General features: G+C 67.6%; 21 protein-coding genes and 1 tRNA gene. 5 read left to right on the top strand and 17 right to left on the bottom strand.

What is annotated here, in order from left to right; all coding sequences use genetic code 11:
- Positions 1-28: 28 nt before the first annotated feature.
- A complete protein-coding gene (locus OV207_RS11860) occupies positions 29-1357 on the top strand; it encodes a B12-binding domain-containing radical SAM protein (RefSeq protein WP_267555061.1) in 1329 nt (442 codons plus the stop codon).
- Between the two features lie 42 nt (positions 1358-1399).
- On the opposite strand, the gene OV207_RS11865 is transcribed toward OV207_RS11860, so the two are convergent.
- The 3 genes from OV207_RS11865 to OV207_RS11875 all read right to left on the bottom strand — a co-directional run bounded on the left by OV207_RS11865 (position 1400) and on the right by OV207_RS11875 (position 3922).
- Complete coding sequence (locus OV207_RS11865) at positions 1400-2368, bottom strand: hypothetical protein (protein WP_267555063.1); 969 nt, start codon at positions 2366-2368, stop codon at positions 1400-1402.
- Between the two features lie 90 nt (positions 2369-2458).
- Positions 2459-3361 carry a sigma-70 family RNA polymerase sigma factor gene (locus tag OV207_RS11870; protein ID WP_267555065.1) on the bottom strand — a complete coding sequence of 301 codons (903 nt, stop codon included), beginning with the start codon at positions 3359-3361 and terminating at the stop codon, positions 2459-2461.
- A gap of 75 nt (positions 3362-3436) precedes the next feature.
- Positions 3437-3922, bottom strand: coding sequence for a hypothetical protein (locus OV207_RS11875; protein ID WP_267555067.1), 486 nt, complete (start codon positions 3920-3922; stop codon positions 3437-3439).
- A gap of 214 nt (positions 3923-4136) precedes the next feature.
- Here OV207_RS11875 and OV207_RS11880 point away from each other — a divergent pair, with 214 nt between their 5' ends.
- From OV207_RS11880 to OV207_RS11890, 3 genes are all read left to right on the top strand, one after another.
- On the top strand, positions 4137-4724 hold the full coding sequence (locus OV207_RS11880) for a hypothetical protein (RefSeq protein WP_267555069.1): 588 nt from the start codon (positions 4137-4139) through the stop codon (positions 4722-4724).
- Between the two features lie 77 nt (positions 4725-4801).
- Positions 4802-5389: a hypothetical protein gene (locus OV207_RS11885; RefSeq protein WP_267555071.1), complete on the top strand. Its 588-nt coding sequence runs from the start codon at positions 4802-4804 to the stop codon at positions 5387-5389.
- A gap of 32 nt (positions 5390-5421) precedes the next feature.
- On the top strand, positions 5422-6972 hold the full coding sequence (locus OV207_RS11890; protein WP_267555073.1) for a GMC family oxidoreductase N-terminal domain-containing protein: 1551 nt from the start codon (positions 5422-5424) through the stop codon (positions 6970-6972).
- A gap of 12 nt (positions 6973-6984) precedes the next feature.
- Here OV207_RS11890 and OV207_RS11895 read toward each other — a convergent pair whose 3' ends face one another.
- The 14 genes from OV207_RS11895 to OV207_RS11955 all read right to left on the bottom strand — a co-directional run bounded on the left by OV207_RS11895 (position 6985) and on the right by OV207_RS11955 (position 16524).
- Positions 6985-7869, bottom strand: coding sequence for a hypothetical protein (locus OV207_RS11895; RefSeq protein ID WP_193348301.1), 885 nt, complete (start codon positions 7867-7869; stop codon positions 6985-6987).
- A gap of 33 nt (positions 7870-7902) precedes the next feature.
- Positions 7903-8439 carry an NUDIX hydrolase gene (locus tag OV207_RS11900; protein ID WP_267555074.1) on the bottom strand — a complete coding sequence of 179 codons (537 nt, stop codon included), beginning with the start codon at positions 8437-8439 and terminating at the stop codon, positions 7903-7905.
- Positions 8436-9437, bottom strand: coding sequence for a radical SAM protein (locus OV207_RS11905; protein ID WP_267555075.1), 1002 nt, complete (start codon positions 9435-9437; stop codon positions 8436-8438). Before OV207_RS11905 ends, OV207_RS11900 begins: the two co-directional genes overlap by 4 nt.
- A 398-nt stretch (positions 9438-9835) precedes the next feature.
- A complete protein-coding gene (locus tag OV207_RS11910; protein WP_267555334.1) occupies positions 9836-10696 on the bottom strand; it encodes a C45 family autoproteolytic acyltransferase/hydolase in 861 nt (286 codons plus the stop codon).
- Positions 10618-10899, bottom strand: a complete 282-nt coding sequence (locus OV207_RS11915; protein ID WP_267555350.1) for a hypothetical protein — start codon at positions 10897-10899, stop codon at positions 10618-10620. Before OV207_RS11915 ends, OV207_RS11910 begins: the two co-directional genes overlap by 79 nt.
- A gap of 399 nt (positions 10900-11298) precedes the next feature.
- Complete coding sequence (locus OV207_RS11920; RefSeq protein WP_267555077.1) at positions 11299-11727, bottom strand: hypothetical protein; 429 nt, start codon at positions 11725-11727, stop codon at positions 11299-11301.
- Positions 11728-12361: 634 nt separating this feature from the next.
- Positions 12362-12562: a hypothetical protein gene (locus tag OV207_RS11925; protein ID WP_267555079.1), complete on the bottom strand. Its 201-nt coding sequence runs from the start codon at positions 12560-12562 to the stop codon at positions 12362-12364.
- 76 nt (positions 12563-12638) lie between these two features.
- Positions 12639-13031 carry a hypothetical protein gene (locus OV207_RS11930; protein WP_267555081.1) on the bottom strand — a complete coding sequence of 131 codons (393 nt, stop codon included), beginning with the start codon at positions 13029-13031 and terminating at the stop codon, positions 12639-12641.
- A gap of 3 nt (positions 13032-13034) precedes the next feature.
- Positions 13035-13754 (bottom strand): HNH endonuclease, encoded by a 720-nt coding sequence (locus tag OV207_RS11935; RefSeq protein WP_267555083.1) that lies wholly within the window; start codon positions 13752-13754, stop codon positions 13035-13037.
- 43 nt (positions 13755-13797) lie between these two features.
- Positions 13798-14028 carry a hypothetical protein gene (locus OV207_RS37775; protein WP_420715204.1) on the bottom strand — a complete coding sequence of 77 codons (231 nt, stop codon included), beginning with the start codon at positions 14026-14028 and terminating at the stop codon, positions 13798-13800.
- Positions 13998-14861 (bottom strand): hypothetical protein, encoded by an 864-nt coding sequence (locus OV207_RS11940; protein WP_267555085.1) that lies wholly within the window; start codon positions 14859-14861, stop codon positions 13998-14000. Before OV207_RS11940 ends, OV207_RS37775 begins: the two co-directional genes overlap by 31 nt.
- 112 nt (positions 14862-14973) lie before the next feature.
- A tRNA-Sec gene (locus tag OV207_RS11945) sits at positions 14974-15072 on the bottom strand.
- A 58-nt stretch (positions 15073-15130) separates the two neighbouring features.
- On the bottom strand, positions 15131-15421 hold the full coding sequence (locus tag OV207_RS11950) for a hypothetical protein (protein WP_267555087.1): 291 nt from the start codon (positions 15419-15421) through the stop codon (positions 15131-15133).
- Between the two features lie 29 nt (positions 15422-15450).
- Positions 15451-16524 (bottom strand): metallopeptidase family protein, encoded by a 1074-nt coding sequence (locus OV207_RS11955; RefSeq protein ID WP_193348305.1) that lies wholly within the window; start codon positions 16522-16524, stop codon positions 15451-15453.
- A gap of 88 nt (positions 16525-16612) precedes the next feature.
- Between OV207_RS11955 and OV207_RS11960 the strand changes: the two genes are divergently transcribed.
- Complete coding sequence (locus OV207_RS11960; RefSeq protein ID WP_120534978.1) at positions 16613-16969, top strand: response regulator; 357 nt, start codon at positions 16613-16615, stop codon at positions 16967-16969.
- Positions 16970-17082 lie beyond the last annotated feature (113 nt).

Raw genomic sequence — 17082 nt, forward strand, 5'->3', positions numbered from 1 at the left:
GGTAGTTGGAATCGCTCCTGCTCCACCCATGCCTCGGCGCGTCATCCTGGTGTCCATTGATTGGACCCGGGACAAGGACCCGCGACTTCCCCTGGGCCATGCCTCCATCGTGGCGGCCTTGCGGAGGGCTCAGGTGGAGGTGCGGGCCTTCTCCTTTCCGGTGAATCACGCGGACTTCGATGAGGAGCGCCTCCTGGCGACCCTCCTCGAAGAGACCCGGGGAGTCGAGCCAGGACAGGTGGACGTAGGGATTGGCGTCTATGTCTGGAATGATCGCGTGGTGAAGCGGCTCCTGAGCGCGCTTCGACGGGCTGGCTTTCGGGGGCGCATCGTTCTAGGTGGACCGCAGATCTCCTATGCGGCCGCGGGCCTGGAGCAGCTCTATCCCGAGGCCACGGCCTTTGTTCGGGGGTATGGAGAGGAAGCCATGGTGTCACTTGCTTCCTCCTCCGCGCCCATCACGTTCTCGGGAGTCCACTGGGCAGGACAGCCTGACGCCATGCTTCAAGCACAGGCAAGGCTGGATGCACTGGCGTCCCCCTTCCTCGACAACGTGCTGGAGCTTTCAGGTGGGCAGCGGTTCATCCGTTGGGAGACGCAGCGGGGGTGTCCCTTCCGCTGCTCGTTCTGCCAGCACCGGGAGGCCGGTAGCCGGTTGCGGCGGCGTGACCTTCCCCTGGACCGGCTGGAGCGCGAAATGGAGTTGTTCGTGCGCTCGGGCGTGGACGACATCGCCGTGCTGGACCCCCTCTTCAACCTGGGAGACCACGCGCTCTCGGTCTTGAGGGGCTTCCAGCGGCTTCACTATCGCGGGCGGTTGTCCTTGCAGTGCCACTTCTCGACGTTGGATGAGGAGTTCCTGGACGCCTGTGAAGGCCTCGACGTGAGGCTCGAGTTCGGTCTTCAAACCATCCACGAGCGAGAAGCCCGGGCGGTGGACCGGGTGAACGACCTGGAGCGGGTGGCCGGAGGGATCCGCAAGCTCCATGCGCGTGCGATTCCGTTCGAGGTCTCCATCATCTTCGGACTGCCCGAACAGACCTGGGGGTCCTTCCGGAAGACCGTCGATTTCTGCCTGCGCCATCAAGTGCCGGTGCTCAAGGCCTTTCCCCTCATGCTGCTGCGAGGCACCCAGTTGGAGCGGGAGCGCGAGCGGTGGGGGCTGGAAGAAGACGGCCAGCCCATTCCCAGCGTCATCCGCAGCCACACGTTTGATGCGCAGGATTGGAAGCGGATGGCGGCGCTGTCGGAAGTCCTTCGTCGTACCGAGGGGGCGCATCCTGGCGATGTCGAGACGCTGGAGGCGCAGGCTCTATCGTCCCTGGAGACGGCAGGTTGGTGGTCGCCTGCCGCATAGGCACGTCTCCGACGCTTGACGACATGGGGCCGGTAGGCCTGCTCAGGGGAGAAGGGGGGCTGGCGGCACCGCGAGCCGGTGCGCGCGGAACGGCAGGGACGGAGCGCCCGGGCCACCGAAGAGGAACCCGAGCTGTCCCTCCAGCACCCACGCGCCTTCTTCGGTGAGCGTGGCGGCGGTCGGCTCCACGAAGCCGTTGGCCAGGACCTCCGCCGTCCCGGTGCCCCCGGTGAGCGTCACGATGGACGCCCGGCCCGGTGCGTTCTCCACCACCAGCAGCCGCTGAGCGTCCACCCACTCCAACCCATCCGGGGATTCGAGCGCCGGCGCCACGGGGATCGTCACAGGGGCCGCCGCGCTCCCGTCCGGCTGGATGGCGATGAAGAACAGCGTCCCCGTGTCGCTCTTCACGACGTAGAGCCCGCCGCTCTTGTCAAAGGCAATGCCATTGAGGGTGAAGTTGCCCTCGGCGGTGGGCGCGAACGCCGCATCCGAAGCCCACGTCGTGAGGGCATCACCCCCCAACGCAAGGCGGACCACGGTGTTGGCGAAGGTGTCGGTCGCGTACACGTTGCCCACGGCGTCGAGCGTGACGTCGTTGCAGAAGCCGCTTGCGCCCGGAAGCGCATGGCTCGCCTTCAGCTCCCCGGTGCCGAGCGCATACGCGGCCAGGTGCGCGGGCTGCGCGGGGGGCAGGGCGTCGTCGTAGGTGCATGCCCAGAGGGTGTCATGTGCTTCATCCACGGCGAGGCCGTAGACGCCGAACGCGGCGCGTCCCGGCACGAAGACGTGGGCCCCCAGCTCCCCGGGCCGGGCGCGGGCGATGGCGCCCGTGCCCACGCTCCCGACGTAGAGCGTGCCGTCGGAAGCTGCCGCGAGGCCCTCGGGATAGAAGTCCGCGCCGGGAAGCTGGACCTCGGTCAGCCCCGGGCCGGAGTCCTCCGGAAGGGGCTCGCACGCGGTGACGGCGGCGGCGAGCGTGAGCAGGGACATCCATCGGGTGGGGCGCATGGGGTTCTCCGGGGTGGGGCGTGGGGAGGGACCCGAAATGGGACCTCCCGATGCCCTGACACCGGCCGGAAGAACCCTTGCAGCGAAAGTTCAGCCCCCCGTCGCCAGCAGGTGCGTCAGGCTGAGCTCCACCTGCCCCACCACCAGGGCGGCGATGCTGTCCACCGACGAGGCGCCGACCCCCAGGCGCTCGCAGAGCTGCCGGGTGGTGGCCTGGGCCACCTGCTCTCGCGCGCGGCTGAGCCACCGTGAGACGGTGGAGGCGTGCACGCGGTAGAGCGCCGCGACCGCCTCCAGTGACAGCGCCTCCACGTGGTACAGCCGCAGCAACGTGCGGTCCCGGTCCGACAGGTGTCCCAGGGACGCACGCACGGCCTCCGTGAAGGCCTCACGGTAGCGCGAGCGGAGGTGGGCAAGCTCCGGCCCCAGGTCCTCACCCAGCGCGGCCTCCATGGGCTCATGGGCCACGGCCTCCGCGCGGGCCTGGGCGCGCTTGAGGTTGAGCGCGATCCGCAGGGCCGCCACCCGCACCCAGCCACCCAACGCGCCGCCGCCCGTGAAGTCCGCGATCTTCGGCTCGGAGCCGGCGGCGGCCGTGAACAGTTTCTCGCGCAGCACCTGGCGCACCTCGTCCACGAACGCGGGGGCGCGGTCCACGCCGGAGACGAACGCGCCCACGTCCCGGAGGTAGGTGTGCTCGAACAGGCGCAACGCGACGCGGTCATGCCGCAGACACCCGAAGGCCAGGTACAGCTCATCGAGTGTGTCCGTGGCTCCCAACGCCTCCAGCACCGGGACGTCGAAGGACAGCCGCTCCGCCACGAAGGTGACGAACGGCTCCGCTTCGAGCGTGAGGCCGGGCCAGCGCGAGCGCGCGTGCTCCACCGCCGCGACGAGCGCGGCTTCGATTCGCTCCGGCTCGGGAAGCGGACCCGGCGCATGCCCGCGTGCCGCGATGAAGGTGGACGCCAGGGATGTGGAGGAGCGGGTCACGGGGCGGAAGCATAGCGCCCGTGACCCGCGCCGCCCCGTCCCTCTAGAGGACAGGGCGGGCACAGGACGCAGGGCTCAGCCGATTTCGCCCCAGCAGGACCCTTCGGTGCACGACAGGCCGTCGCAGCAGGCCGAGGCCCCTTCGGGATCGCACGCGCTGCCCGCGGGGATGCAGACGGGGCCAGCGTCCGTGGATCCACCCGGACCCGCGTCCGTGCTCCCGGCGTCCGGCTCGCTGGTGCCGCCGTCCTGCGACGAGCCCTCGTCGCAGTCGCCCAGGGTGTCGCCATGGCGCAGGTGGGCGGAGAGGGCCGGTGCTCCCACCGTGATGGTGTGGGCGTTGGCCGGGTTGCCCGGAGGAATGTGACAGACGGTGACCTTGCCGGTGTGGACCGGGCCCGTGCCGCCATCCGGCTCGAACACGTCCGACGTGTCGGCGCCCAGGTTGTCGCCGCCGGTGTTGAGCGTGGGGTCGGGCTGTTCCGTGCCGCCACAACCCGCGACCAGCAGGGTGCACAGTGCCATCCACACCACGGACGAAGAAGCAGGGGTCTTTCGCATGGGCATCCTCCAGGGGGGAACGAAGCGGAGCCACGCCCCCAGCCGGGGGAGCACCTCCGCGAAGAAGACCCCCCATGCCCCGCACCGGCCACCTTCACGCTTCGCCTGGGCGCGGGATTCATCCGCTTCCACGCCATCGAAGACGCCGTGTTCGATGATTTGTTGCACCTCACGGAGTGACAGGGGGACGAAGGATTTCGTCTATCGTGGCGCGATGGATTCAACGCATGCGCGCGTCCCGGACCCGACGGACGGCCAGAGGGGCCGGCTCCTGGCGGACGTCACCCTGCGGAAGCTCAGTGGGCCCCGGTTCCTGGGTGTGCTGGCGGCGATATCCGTGCCGCTGACCCTCGTGCTCGCGGTGGCGACCGCCTCGTCGGGGACCTGGCCGGACATTGACTCCTCGGTCTTCGTGCGGGCGTTCTTCGGGTTCGGGCTCGGCGTGGTCCTGCTCGCGATGCTCACGCTGAGCCTGATGCTGGAGGAGCCTGGCTCCCACTACTGCAAGGTGCCCGTGGTGCGCATCGAGCGCTTCGAGCACGAGCTGACCGTGCGGAATGCGTCCGGCGTGCTGCTGGGGGAACGCTCCAAGGGGTCGCTGCGGGTGGCGCGCGTGAACCTGAACCTGGGCAGGAGCGCCCTGCTGGGCGGGCTCCGTCTGGACGTCGCGAGCGGCCCGGTCTGGCTCATGCCCCGGCAGCCGGTGGGTGCCTGGCCCGGCCTGCGGGCCGAGCCTCCCAACATGGACATCCTCCCCATCGACAACGCGCTGTTCGACGACCTGATGCGACTCGCGGAGTAGCGGGGACGCGCACCGTCTCGCCTTGTCTCAAGGTTGGCCTGGAGGCCGGGTCTTGCTCTGAAAGCAAGGGTTACGTCATGCTAGGCCTTGTCGACATGAGCACCGAACCGCCACCGCCACCGTCCGCTGCTTCCACCCCTGGCGCGGGTGAGCCGTCCCTGGCGCGCCGGAGGGTCTTGCAGTTGCTGGGATTGGGGCTGGTCGCGGCCGGCGGCGGTGTCTGGGCGCTGCGGCCAGGCTCCGCGCCGGTGGAGCTTCCGCTCCAGCTCCTGTCACCGGAGCTCAGCGGCCCGCTGTCCCCGGCCCTGTCGAAGGTCCTGCTCGCGACGGGCCGGCTGGTGTCGCGCCACCTGGGCTTCGAGTCCCACGCCGACGAGGCCGTCCTGGAGGCCTATCTCCGCCAGAAGTGCGAGGAGGCTCCGTCGTACCTGGGGACCTACACCCGCTACGCCTCCCACGGAGCGCTCCCCGAGGCGCTGTCGGTGCCCTGGCTGGAGTCGCTTCCGGAGCTCTACCGGCGCAGGGTGGTGGGGGAGATCGCCATCATGTTGCTGGTCAGCGGCGGCTTCCGTGCCTTTGGCTACAACAACTTCAACGGCTACATGGGCGGCTCCTGGCACGACCCCCAGGCGTCCGGCGCCTTCCGGCCCTCCAGCGAGCCCTGAGCGTCGGCTCGGGGGAGCGGGAATCCTCACACATGCGGCTGTGCATCATTGGAAGTGGCGTCGTCGGAGTGGTCATTGCCCGGGCAGCGCTCCACCTGGGTCATGAAGTGGTGATGCTGGAGGCCGGTCCCCGCGTGCCCATGCGGAACTGGCGCCGCTGGCTGGACTTCGTCACCACGGGCGTGCGGCCCTACCACGCCTGCGAGGACGCCCAGGGGGACGCCAACCAGCTTGCTGGCGCGGATCCCGCCTTCGACCACTTCCTGCTCAAGGGCAGCCGGCTGATGGCCGTGGGCGGCTCGACGCTGCACTGGAGCGGGTGGACGCCCCGGCTCCAGCCGGAGGACTTCGAGCTGCACTCCCGCACGGGCAAGGGGCTGGATTGGCCCTTCGGCTACCGGGAGCTGGAGCCGTACTACGGCCAGGCCGAGCAGCTGTTGAACGTCACCGGGCCCCAGATAACGGCGCGGGGCCACCCGACGCCGTGGCGCTCGACATCCTACAAGTGGAACAGCCCGCCGTACCCCGTGGAGACGGAGCCCGGGCGCCGCGCCCTGACCGAGCTGGGCATCACCTACGACCACGTCCCCATGTCGCGCCGGGGAGAGTCCAACGAGGGCGTGGGCGGGCCGTGCATGACGTTCGGCACCTGCCGCTACTGCCCCATGGGGGCGCGCTTCGATCCCACGTTGCTGTTGCCCACGCTGGAGGCCCATCCGGGGTTCCGGCTCCTTTCGGAGAGCCCGGCCCTCGCGCTCCAGATGCAGGCGGGGAAGGCGAGCGGGGTGGTCCACAAGACGCCCGGCGGCGGGACCGCCACCGTCACCGCGGATGCGTTCGTGGTCGCGTCGGGAGCGCTGGAGTCCCCCAAGCTCTTGTGGCGCTCGGGCTTCGACGCGCGGAAGCTGCCCGCGCTGGGGCGCTACCTCACGACCCATCCCATGCTGAAGCTCGATGGCCGGCTCGCGGGCCCGCCGCGAGCGGGCTTCACCGGCCGCGAGGTGCCCATGCCGGCGTTCTTCTCACGCCACTTCGACACGCCGGAGCACCAGGCGGCCGGCAAGATGCTCTTCTCCGAGTACCCGGAGGAGCTGGACCTCCAGGCCTGGGCCGCCAAGGGCTTGCAGCCGGAGTACCTGGCGTCCTTCGCGCGGGAGCCCCGCTTCAACCTGCATGGCTTCATCGAGGAGTTCCCCCACCCGGACAACCGCATCCTCCCCGGCGACGACGGCGGCGGCCGCGCGGTGTCCGTGAGCTACGCCGCGCGCGAGGGCTTCCGTGAGCGCTGGCAGTGGATGACGGACACGCTGATGGAGGTGATGAAGCGCACGGGCTGCCGCGAGCAGGACGTGGTCGTCTCCGGCGTCATCCGGCGCGCGGACCACTCTGTCGGGACGGTGCGCTTCGGGCCGAACCCGGAGACGGGCGTGGTGGACGGCAGGCACCTGCTGCATGGCACGCGCAATGTGTTCGCCGTCACCAACGGCAACTTCCCCAACAACGGCGCCATCAACCCGACGCTGACGCTCACCGCGCTGACGCTGCGGTTCGCGGATCAGGTGCTGCCGACGCTCACGCCCTGAGCGGGCGCCGGCTCACAGCACGGCCTTGAGCAGCGCCAGGGACACCACCGCCACCATGGCGAAGACCTCCCGGCGCTCCGGGTGCTCCTGGATGAAGGTGCTGGCGAACACCATGGAGAACAGCGTCACCGAGTTGAGGATGGGCCAGGCGATGACGCGCTGGCCGGCCGCCAGGGCGAGCACGAAGGTGATCTGACTGCCGACGGTGAACGACGAGCGCAGCAGCAGGTTGAGCCGCGCCGGCCCGTCCGCCAGCAGCGCCCGGGCCTGCGTCAGCCGTTCGCGCGACGGGCGGAACGCCACGAGCAGCAGCAGGCAGAAGGCGCTGCGCCAGAACATGATGGCGGTGGTCACCCCCAGGCTCTTGAGCAGCTCCGGGGACTGCTCCTGCTGGAAGAACAGCTCGCCGCAGAGGCTCTGCACGATGACCGCGGCGGTGATGATGACCGCGTAGCGGACCACCGTGCGCGGAGCGTCCTGCTTGCCCGGGCGGATGGCGAGCAGCGAGCAGGCGGAGACGGCCAGGGCGAACAGGTACTCGCTCCCACGCACCGTGCGGCCGCTCAGCATCAGGGCGATGGGGATGAGCACGTCCCCGACCCGCGACGCGATGTTCACCTTGGCCACGGGCAGGTTGCGGAAGCCCGCAGAGAAGGCGAACGCGACGGCCTGGATGCTGAGCGCGAACAGGGCGAGCCGTGGATCCCCGAAGAGGGCCCACGAGGAGGACTCCCCACCCACGAGCAGCAGCACCGCCAGGAGCACGAAGGGGATGAAGTTGTTGGCGAAGTTGAGGACCAGGATGGACTGGTTGCGCAGCCCGTAGCTCCACCGGTCGAACACGCTGTTGGCGGACCGGAGCAGGACGGACAGCAGGGCGTAGAGGACGGTCTCCATCGTGTGGACGCGCGAGCGCTCAGCGTGTGGCTATCACGCCTTCGAGCGCTCGGAAACGGGCCGGCCGGCGGCCAGGACGTCCGGGTAGAGCTGCTCCAGGCAGGGCCACAACTGCGGGTGACAGGGCTCTTCGCGCAGGGACGCAAGCCGCGTGGTTTCACAGAACAGCCCGCCGTCCACCTCCCGCTCCGCGAAGCGGAAAGGGGCTTCGCTGCGCGAGCGGTAGAGGAAGATGCGGCGGTGGTGTCCGTCGTCGAAGACGAACTCCGCGACGGGCTCCACGGGGCCGGGCACGCCCAGCTCCTCCTGGAGCTCCCGCAGGGCCGCGTCCAGCGGGGCCTCGCCCGCGTCGACGTGCCCCCCCGCCGACGTGCACAGGTGCCCGGGCAGGTAGGTGACGTGCCGGGAGCGGCGCTGGAGGAAGACGGTGCCGGCGCGCTCGAGCATCACGTGGACGATGCGGTGGGGCAGCTTCTCCCGGTAGATGCGCTCCCGGGGCGCGGTCCCGATGACGCGGCCCGAGAGGTCGATGACGTCGATGAGCTCCATGCGGGGCGAACCCTGGCTCATGCCACCCGGGACCTCAACTCCTGGGGCTGCTCCACCGTCCTCACGCGGCCCGCGATCCACTTGCGGAAGTGGGCGTCCAGGTCGTAGTGCTCCGGCGTCCAGCCGTCGCGCATGGTGCCGGTGATGAGGGAGCTGAAGAAGAGCTTCTTGCCGGTGAGGATCTCCTCGGTGCCCAGCGTGCCGTTGGGCCAGATGAGGCAGTAGTACCGGCTGTAGTTGACGGTGCGGTCGGAGAGCCGGATCTGCATGTCCGGGTACTTGAGCCGCAGCTTCTCCACGATGTCTTCGACCTGGGTCGTGTCCTCGGGCATGAGCTCACCGTAGATGTGGTGCGCCCGGCCCGCGGAGAGCGTCCACGACACGGCCCAGTCCCGGATGCCGCGCTCGTAGAGGAACTGGGCGAGCGCGGGGACCTCCTGGTGGTTGTGGCGGTTGAGGCACGTGAGGATGCGCAGGGAGACGCCCGCGTCCTGGCAAAGGCTGATGGCCCGCAGGGTCTCCTGATAGGTATTGCCCTTGATGTTGCGACTGGGGCGGATCTCGTTGTTCACCCGCTCGTCCATGGAGTCCAGGCTGATCTCCACGCGGGTGCACCGGCGCACGGACTTCATGGCCTGGCTGGACAGGAACGTCCCGTTCGTCCCAAGGATGGTGGCCACCCCGTTGTCGGTGAGCTTGTCGATGACCTGGAGGGTGTCCCGGCGCATCAGCGGCTCCCCCCCTGAGAGGATCTGCCGCATCACGCCCGCGCGGATGACCTCGTCCGCGACCTTGAGCTGCTGCGCGGTGGTGAGGCGCTCGGACGGGAGGTCCTCCACGTTGCCGTAGCAGTGGATGCACTTGAGGTTGCAGGGGGCCGTCACCAGCCAGCCAACACCGATGGGGCTCTCCGGCGTGGGCGTGCAGCCGGCGTGCACCTCCGCGGAGAACTCGTCCAAGGTGTTGTCATAGAAGATCGTGCCCCAGCTCTCCCTGCGGGATCGGATGCGCGTGGACATGGCCTGGATGGGCTCCTGGATGAAAAAAGACAAGGCCAGGGCCGCCGGGCCCCCTGGGCCCCGCTCGCCTGGTGCTCGCTCGTGATGGGGGGAGCCCCGTCCTCGGCAGCGCCAAGGACTGCCTTCAGGGCCCGGACAACGGTGAGGCGACTGCTGACAACTCAGAAAACGAAAAAACCGGACTATGTGACAGAATCGTCACAACATTACTTCACGGAATTCCGATTCTTGCAAGCACGGTTGAAAACATTCGCTGCGTGCGTTTCTCGCGGCCCAGACCTGACAGGTCGTGGTGAACCCTCTCACGGCTCGCCGAGGGAAGGTTCAGCGCTCCGATGCGAGGCCGGCGCCTCTGGATCAGACGGACACGGCGTGAATGATTTCTTCGGGCAAAGGCATCACGGGGATGGGATCTCCCGGGTGGGCAGGAACAGGGTGTGACGGGTCCAGGTCGCGGAGGCCGGCTCGCCCCAGCACACCTCCACGAAGCCCTGGGTCGTGTGGGCCAGGAACGCGCCAAGGGTGCGCTCGCGGCAGATGCTGTCCGGGGCGTTCCGCCGGTCCGACAGCAGGGCCTTGAGCGCGGCGGGTGTCAGGTCGCGGCCGCCCAGCTCCCGGGCGCGGGCCAGGCGCGGCAGCGAGTCCGCCTGGGGCTCTCCTGCGAGCGTCGCGAGCCGGGGATCCAGGAAGTGATTGGTGTGCGCGTGGAAACCCAGGTCGCTGGCCTCGACCACGGCCATGCGCGTGGACGTCAGCTCCACGTTGACGATGCGGTCGCCGTGCGCCAGCAGGCAGTTGCCGCCGCCGCCCCGGGGCGTCCGCTCCAGGAAGTCCAGCGCGGCCTCGATGGAGGGCAGCTCCAGCAGGGCGCGTGACAGGTAGTCGAAGGGAAGGCCGATGCGGGCGTCCGGATCCGGCAGCCAGTCCATGAGCAGCGCGAGCCCATGGTGGTTCATCGCGGCGGAGCAGCCGGGGAGGGCCTGCACGTAGCAGAGCGCGAGGAAGCGGTGCTCCCCGGCGCCCGGCGGCGTCACCGCCGCGTCCAGGACGAAGAGCTCCTGGGGGTTGGGGACCAGCGCGTCCTCGTTGTGACCCAGCAGCACTCCGCCCCCGGCCGTCCGGGACGCGAGGCTCGTGCAACCATGCCGGTCCGGACGCTCCGGCGGAAGTCCTCCTGCGCTCAGGTACGCCAGGCGTCGAAGGACACCTGGGCCGCATCCGCCCGCGCGCGCAGCTCCGTCACCAGCCGCGGCGTCCAGCGCTCCGCGGCGTCGATGGCGGGGGCCATGCGTTCGTGGAGCGCGTCCTCGCCCAATCCGTCCTGGTGGAGTTGGAGCAGCGCCGAGCGGACCGCCTCCTGGATGGGACCGCGAAAGGCACGGCCGATCGCCGCGCCCACGTCCGCGTGCCCGCCCTTCGCCTGGAGGCAAGGCAGCGTCGCCCCGTTGGAAACCCTGGCCATCGGTGTGTCTCCTCGCCGCGTGCCCGCCCCCGTGGGCAAGGGACCGAGGCAGGTGTCACTGGAGTAGGGCAGGGCCCTGCGCGTCCAACGGAATCGTCCCGGCGGATCCGCCGGACGTCAGGGCGATCACAGGCGCGCAAGGTAGCGGTAGGGCACGGGAATCGAACTCGCCAGGGACTGCTCTCGCAGCCCCTCACCGGTTTTGAAGCCCCGCCACCCCGATCCACAAGGTGCCCGGAGGGATTGAGGGTCGGCCGGTTCCCCTCTGGAGCGGGCGGCACGTTCATAGAGGCTCACCCGCGTCCGCTCGTCCTGGGTACGACTTTGGTATGGAGCGGATGCCGACGCATAGTCACCCCACGATCCGCTGCTTGAGACGGAGCGGGTGCCGGGTTTCCCTCAGGCAGGGTTCACCAGGACAAAAGGTAGCGAAAGCACGAGTTTCGCTGGTTGGTCGTCGTTGAAGTGGAAGGCGCGCACGTTGCGTGCCTGGATGAGCACCCCCTCGGAGGAATCCAACATTTGCTGAACTTGGTTTGTCATTGCCCCTTTTAGGAACCCAGTTGCTCGGTTCACCAAATTCCCGGTCAACAGCACCCGGTAAAAGGCGCCCTTCTCGTGGACAATCTCGGGCGAACAGCTCATCGGGCCGAAGTACTCCGGCGTTCTCCCCACCCGGCAGACGTAGATGCTACCTTTCGAAGTGACAACGTCCACCACCGCCTGAGTGATCGAGCACAGCGTCTGGAGGCCAATGCCGTTCGGGTGCGCTTCGTTTCCCCAGTAATTCCCCTTGGCGACGTTGAACTTGAGGATCACTGCGTTCATCTGACCACCTCGTGAAATGAGAGCCCCGGTAATACGCTGGGCGCCTTATGGGAACGTCACCCCGGAGACGATCACTCTTCGGGATCCATCCTCGTTACAGAGCTTGAGCCTGAAGCCGCCCCGGGTCTCCTGCTCCGTCGCTTCTGCCTCGATCACAACCCGACCACCAATCACGCTGGGGCAATGGGCTCACTCTGCCAGGGGGCAGCGCGCAGAGTGCGGCGGCCAGAGCCTACAAACTCGGCTCCGGTCGCAGTCCACGGTAACGCCCCGGCGGGCGCCTCCAGCGACACCACCGCCACGAGCCCGCTGGCGCGGCCGTAGGGTATGCGCAGGCAGCCCTGGCGCGGCTGTGGCCGTGAACTGCTCCGAGGTCAGCCCGGGCTTCTCCCAGGCCGCGATCATCGCGTCCAGGTACTCCGTGCCCGAGCGGGTGCCTCGGCTCATACACGGAAGGTTGCCGTCCGGTGTACGCTGCGAATCCTGAGGCATCCCCTCAGTTGCAGTTTCCCCTCGGAGCAATCATGAGCGGCCGACCAAACGCGCTCAGAGGGAGAATTCGAAATGAGGGGATGCCTCAGCTCTTCCATGGCACGGGCGGACCCGCCCTGGAGCTTGCCACTTCGAACAAGCGCTAGAGCACCTGGAACGAAAATATCAAATCAGCATCCTCCATCTCGACAAAGCGCGAGCTTTCCGCCTCTACATCGGAGAGAAGGCTGATGTCGAGTGGAATGGCAGTGTGTCGAGTCGCCAGACGGTAGAGCTCCTGCCGGATGCGCACCGCCGAAGCAGGCGTATGCACCCCACTGTCATAGACAACCAGAACATCCAAGTCTTCTGGGTCTTCAGTCCGACGCGCGGACCCGAACAAATAGACGTCAATTCCAGAAATCCCAGCAGCCTTCAATTCACCTGCGAGTCTTAGGAGGAGTGTAGTCCACGAATTTGCGCCCATCGTAGTACACAGCCCCCAGAAACTCGGTGAATGTAAACAGCCCCACCCCCCGCTCCCTACACAGCTCCTTTGCCGGAGCAGTATACGAGTTCCAAGCGCTCATCGTCACGATGCACTTGATATCTCCATTGCCGGAGAGGATCTCGTAAACGTCCGCTTCCCCAACGATGTATGTGTTCGTGAGGTGAACAACCAGCGGCACTCCACTGCCCCTGATGATCTCGTAGTTCTGAGCATTGAGCTTGGCTACCCTCTTGATCCGCTTGTTTCCCCTCAGATAGCCCAGCAACTTCTCGATGCTTTCCGGCCTTGGCACCTTCTGATAACTGGGATTGCCATCTGGCATACGCTACTTCTCCCCGAACAGCTTGGTGAGCTCTCTCGGAAACAAGGGGACGTCCTTGTTCTTGCCTCCGGATAGATGGTTGAACTCGAACCCTTCCTGGTGAAGGAAGAACTTATCCACCGCATCTAGCTCTGGTTTCTTGAGCAAATGTCGATTCTGGCGCAACAACGCGGAGATCTTGCGGTTGTTGGGGATGATTCGGTGGAGGACTTGCTGCTTCCACATCCCAGCCATGTCCGTAACGAGGAGGTCGGCCCTTTCGGAGGTAGGGCCATACACTTCGAAAATGCTACGGTTCTGCCGGAAAAGCGGAGCGAGCTCCTGGTTCAGAGCGACGCGAGTCTTGCACTTGGCTGCAACAAACAGCGCAGCGACTCGCTGTTCGTGCTCAGCCTTCCATTCATGAAGAAGCTTCACGGGAAAGCTCTTCGGCTTCTTGTCCACGAGCGTATGACAGCTCGGGCACAGCAAGATGATATTGTCGATGCCATCCCTCTGACCTGGGGAAAGCCCGGAAGCGCCACGAGGACCGTCCACACTCTGAGCGACAATATGGGCGAGCTCTTGGATGCTTGCTACCTCTCCGTCCTCGAAGAACCGAAACAGCTCCGCGTTACAAATTGGGTTCTGGCAATAGCCCGCTGATTTCGCAAAGAGAGCCCGGGCGACATCATGAGGGATGGGCTTCCTGCGAGACGCTCGCTTCTTCTTTGCCGCTGCCATGGGAATTCCGGGTCGGGGATCCAACGGATATAAAACACCCGACTCATGCGAGGGCATCTTCCATATACCTCGGCGGCATCGTGGCGCTGACGTAGTGGAGGGCTGTGGTCCGAGTGCTGCTGTGGTTGAGCGCCTGTGCGACGGCCTTCAGAGGCAGGTCCCCGCCCTTTGGGCTGTAGGCGTGGCCCTGCTCGACCAGCCACGTTGCGAAGCTGTGCCGGATCGCGCCGAATTGGACGAACTCTAGGTCCGTGCGCGCGCACACGTGCTCCACGGCCTCGCGGATGGTCTGTCGAACCGGTGCTGAGCCCCGTGCCTGGAGGCGCTGAGATGTGGCGAGTCCCTGCGCGCATCCAGAGATGCGGTGAACCGCTCCCCGGTCTTGTGCTTGAAAGTGACGGTGGTGGCGATAGCGCACTGGTCCTTCAGCGCCGTGATCTTACCGTCACCGCTCGCGAGCCGGTCTACCTCGGTGCCGTGCATCCCGGTCTTGGCCTGGAGGCACAGCACGTCACGGAGCGTTTGCGAGCCGAGGGCCGCGTAGAGCTTCTGGACGTGCTCAATGCTGTAACCCTTGAGTTCTCGGTTCCGGCGGGCAGGGGGGGCCTTCAGGAAGCGCCCGGGGTTCACCATCGGGTCCAGTTCGCCTGCGTCCTGAAGGAACGAGGTGAAGGACTTGAAAACGATGATGCGCCACTTCTTGCCGGTGTCCCAGGTGGCCAGGATCTTCTTCAACGCAGGCCCGGTCACCGCGCGCAGGTCTTTGCCCGTGAGCGCCGTTGCCCACGCAGCCAGGTAGCTGCGCGTGCTCTTCAGGTACTCGTCGGACCTGCCGCTGGCCTTCAAGTGCTGGAGGAACCTCCGGGCGCGGTCCTCGTCCAGGAACACCGCCTGCGCGGCGTCCTCATGGGCCTGCTGGGCCTCGTCCTGACGTTCCTGGCTCGCGGCCGGGTTGCGGCGGAAGGCCGCCAGCTCGGCCAGGGCCTCGGCCTCGCTCCGCACGTCCAGCGTTACGCTGTGCGCGACCCTGGCGACCGTCTTGCGGAGGATCCAGCGCGTGCTTCCGTCCGTGGCCGTGTACGTGCGGTCCCCGCTCCACTTGGTCATGCGTGGCTCCCGTAACCCCCTCACTTGGGTAGAACTTGGGTACGAGAGGTATAGGCGGGTGGGGCGCCTCGCAACCCGTTCTGGGCCGCATCAGAAAACCCCAAGGAAAACATGGCGGTAGGGCACGGGAATCGAACTCGCCAGGGACTGCTCTCGCAGCCCCTCACCGGTTTTGAAGACCGGGCCGGCCACCAGGTCCGGAGGCCCTACCGCGTGGGATTACCGCCGCTCGGGCCGGCCCCGTCAACCCACGGCTCGCGCCGGCGGGCCTACTGACAGATGCCCGGGCAGTCCGCGCTCGCCCCGGGCGCGCACGTATCGGACGGATCATCCACGCAGCTCGTCCCGGTCGCGCAACCGCCGAAGAGCCCGCCGCAACACCGGAGGTACCCCTCCGGCACGTCGCACGACGTCCCGAAGCTCTGGCACGTCCCCGTCGGTGAGCGCGCGAACACCACCACCTGCGGGCAGACGATGGGCTCTTCCTCGTCGTCCCCCGAGCAGGCCCCGAGTCCCAGCATCGCCACCGTCATCAGCCCCAGCCGCATCCATGTCTTCATGGCGGGCATCAGGGCAGGGGAGGTGGGTGCTAGTCCAGGCCCCGCTCCCACAGGTCGTCTTCGTCCAGACCCATCAGGTGTCCGACCTCGTGCATCACCGTGATGCCAATCTGTTCGATCAGCTCCTCACGGGTGCGCGCGAAGCGCTCCAGGTTCCGCTGGTACAGCACGATGGACGCCGGGAAGTGATCCGCCGCGTCCGTCACGCTGCGCTCTCCCACCGGCGTGCCTCGGAACACGCCCAGGATGCACGGCGACAGGGGCGGCTGCTGACCCAGCAGGTCCTCATCCGACGGCAGGTCCTCCACCGCCAGCGTGACGTTGTCCATGTACTGCTTCACCTGCGCGGGCAGAGCGCGCATGGCGTCCTCCACCGCGCGGTCGAAGGCCGCCTCCTCCAGGGCCACCGGCGGCGGGAGCTCCTCGGGCGCCAGCGCCTGCGCGCGCGTGAAGCGCTTCTTCGCCTCGCGGGCATCCCCGTGCCGCTCCGCGATGAGCCCCAGGTAGTGGTGCGCCCAGGCCTCGTCCGGCGCGTCCTTCAACACCCGCTCGAAGGACGCCTGCGCGGGCGGGAAGCGGCACAGCTCGAACAGTGCGATGCCCCGCTCCAGCTGCGCATCCCGCGAGCGCGGCATGTGCTCCAGCGCCGCGTCCAGGCTCTTGAGGGCCGCCTCGCACTCGCCCAGTTGGTTCAGGCCCATGCCCTCCAGCAGGAGGAACTCGTAGACGAGCTCCACGTCGTCGGCCTTCTGCGCCTGCTTCCGGCCCCGGGCACACCACTCCAGCCCCTCCTCCACCGCCTCCCGGTCCTCGCCCGTGCGGCAGACCAGGAACTCGGCCGCGCCGAAGAGGATCTCCAGGTCCTCGGGCGCGACCTTCAGGGCGGCCCCGTAGGCCCGGCCCGCGTCCTCCAGCCGCCCCACCTCCACCAGCGCCGCAGCCCGGTAGTGCAGGGCTTCTGGTGACTCCGGAACGTCCTTGAGAATGGCCTCGGCCCGGGAAAGCGCGGCTTCGAAGTCGGTGGCGTCGAAGGCGTCCGCCACCTGGTCCAGTCGCGCGTCCACGCCCTGCGCCTCCCCTTGCTTCGCCGTGCGCTTCATCATACGGCCGGGCAGCTAAGAAGCCGTGCTTCGCGTTGTCAACGACCGGCGTCGCTGTTACCTTCCAGCGCCCCGTTTTGCCCAAGTCCCCGTGAACATCCTGGTCGTAGACGACGATTACGAGCTGTGCACCATGCTCTCTCGCTATCTGGAGATGCATGGCTACACCGTGTTCTCGGCGTCGGATGCCCTGCAGGCGCTGGACATCATGGAGCGGCACCCCGTGGGGCTGGTCATCACCGACTACCTGATGCCCCACCTGGACGGCATCCACTTCACGGAGATGCTCAAGGCGGACCCCCGCTTCCAGTCCATCTCCGTCCTGATGATGACGGCCAGCAACGACGCCAACATCTCCGACCGGGGCCTGCGCAAGGGTGTGGCCATCACCCTCCAGAAGCCCCTGGACATGGGGCAGCTGCTGAACCTCGTGCGCTTCGCCGAGTAGCGCCCGGCAGTCGCCTGGGCCCCCCGTCCGGGCGGGCTGGAAGGCGTCCGCGGGGCCACACGTTTGCCCCTTTCCGTTGACATCGTCGATGCGACCCTTATGTTGGCGCTCGA

Source organism: Corallococcus sp. BB11-1 (assembly GCF_026626625.1).
In the GTDB taxonomy this organism is placed as follows: Bacteria; Myxococcota; Myxococcia; order Myxococcales; family Myxococcaceae; genus Corallococcus; species Corallococcus soli.

Excerpts from the sequence above, each read along its gene's own strand:
- OV207_RS11860 (WP_267555061.1), top strand. The coding sequence starts at position 29 with ATGCCTCGGCGCGTCATCCTGGTGTCCATTGATTGGACCCGGGACAAG.
- OV207_RS11865 (WP_267555063.1), bottom strand. The coding sequence starts at position 2,368 with ATGCGCCCCACCCGATGGATGTCCCTGCTCACGCTCGCCGCCGCCGTC.
- OV207_RS11875 (WP_267555067.1), bottom strand. The coding sequence starts at position 3,922 with ATGCGAAAGACCCCTGCTTCTTCGTCCGTGGTGTGGATGGCACTGTGC.
- OV207_RS11880 (WP_267555069.1), top strand. The coding sequence starts at position 4,137 with ATGGATTCAACGCATGCGCGCGTCCCGGACCCGACGGACGGCCAGAGG.
- OV207_RS11885 (WP_267555071.1), top strand. The coding sequence starts at position 4,802 with ATGCTAGGCCTTGTCGACATGAGCACCGAACCGCCACCGCCACCGTCC.
- OV207_RS11890 (WP_267555073.1), top strand. The coding sequence starts at position 5,422 with ATGCGGCTGTGCATCATTGGAAGTGGCGTCGTCGGAGTGGTCATTGCC.
- OV207_RS11895 (WP_193348301.1), bottom strand. The coding sequence starts at position 7,869 with ATGGAGACCGTCCTCTACGCCCTGCTGTCCGTCCTGCTCCGGTCCGCC.
- OV207_RS11900 (WP_267555074.1), bottom strand. The coding sequence starts at position 8,439 with ATGAGCCAGGGTTCGCCCCGCATGGAGCTCATCGACGTCATCGACCTC.
- OV207_RS11905 (WP_267555075.1), bottom strand. The coding sequence starts at position 9,437 with ATGTCCACGCGCATCCGATCCCGCAGGGAGAGCTGGGGCACGATCTTC.
- OV207_RS11915 (WP_267555350.1), bottom strand. The coding sequence starts at position 10,899 with ATGGCCAGGGTTTCCAACGGGGCGACGCTGCCTTGCCTCCAGGCGAAG.
- OV207_RS11920 (WP_267555077.1), bottom strand. The coding sequence starts at position 11,727 with ATGAACGCAGTGATCCTCAAGTTCAACGTCGCCAAGGGGAATTACTGG.
- OV207_RS11930 (WP_267555081.1), bottom strand. The coding sequence starts at position 13,031 with ATGCCAGATGGCAATCCCAGTTATCAGAAGGTGCCAAGGCCGGAAAGC.
- OV207_RS11935 (WP_267555083.1), bottom strand. The coding sequence starts at position 13,754 with ATGGCAGCGGCAAAGAAGAAGCGAGCGTCTCGCAGGAAGCCCATCCCT.
- OV207_RS11940 (WP_267555085.1), bottom strand. The coding sequence starts at position 14,861 with ATGACCAAGTGGAGCGGGGACCGCACGTACACGGCCACGGACGGAAGC.
- OV207_RS11950 (WP_267555087.1), bottom strand. The coding sequence starts at position 15,421 with ATGAAGACATGGATGCGGCTGGGGCTGATGACGGTGGCGATGCTGGGA.
- OV207_RS11955 (WP_193348305.1), bottom strand. The coding sequence starts at position 16,524 with ATGATGAAGCGCACGGCGAAGCAAGGGGAGGCGCAGGGCGTGGACGCG.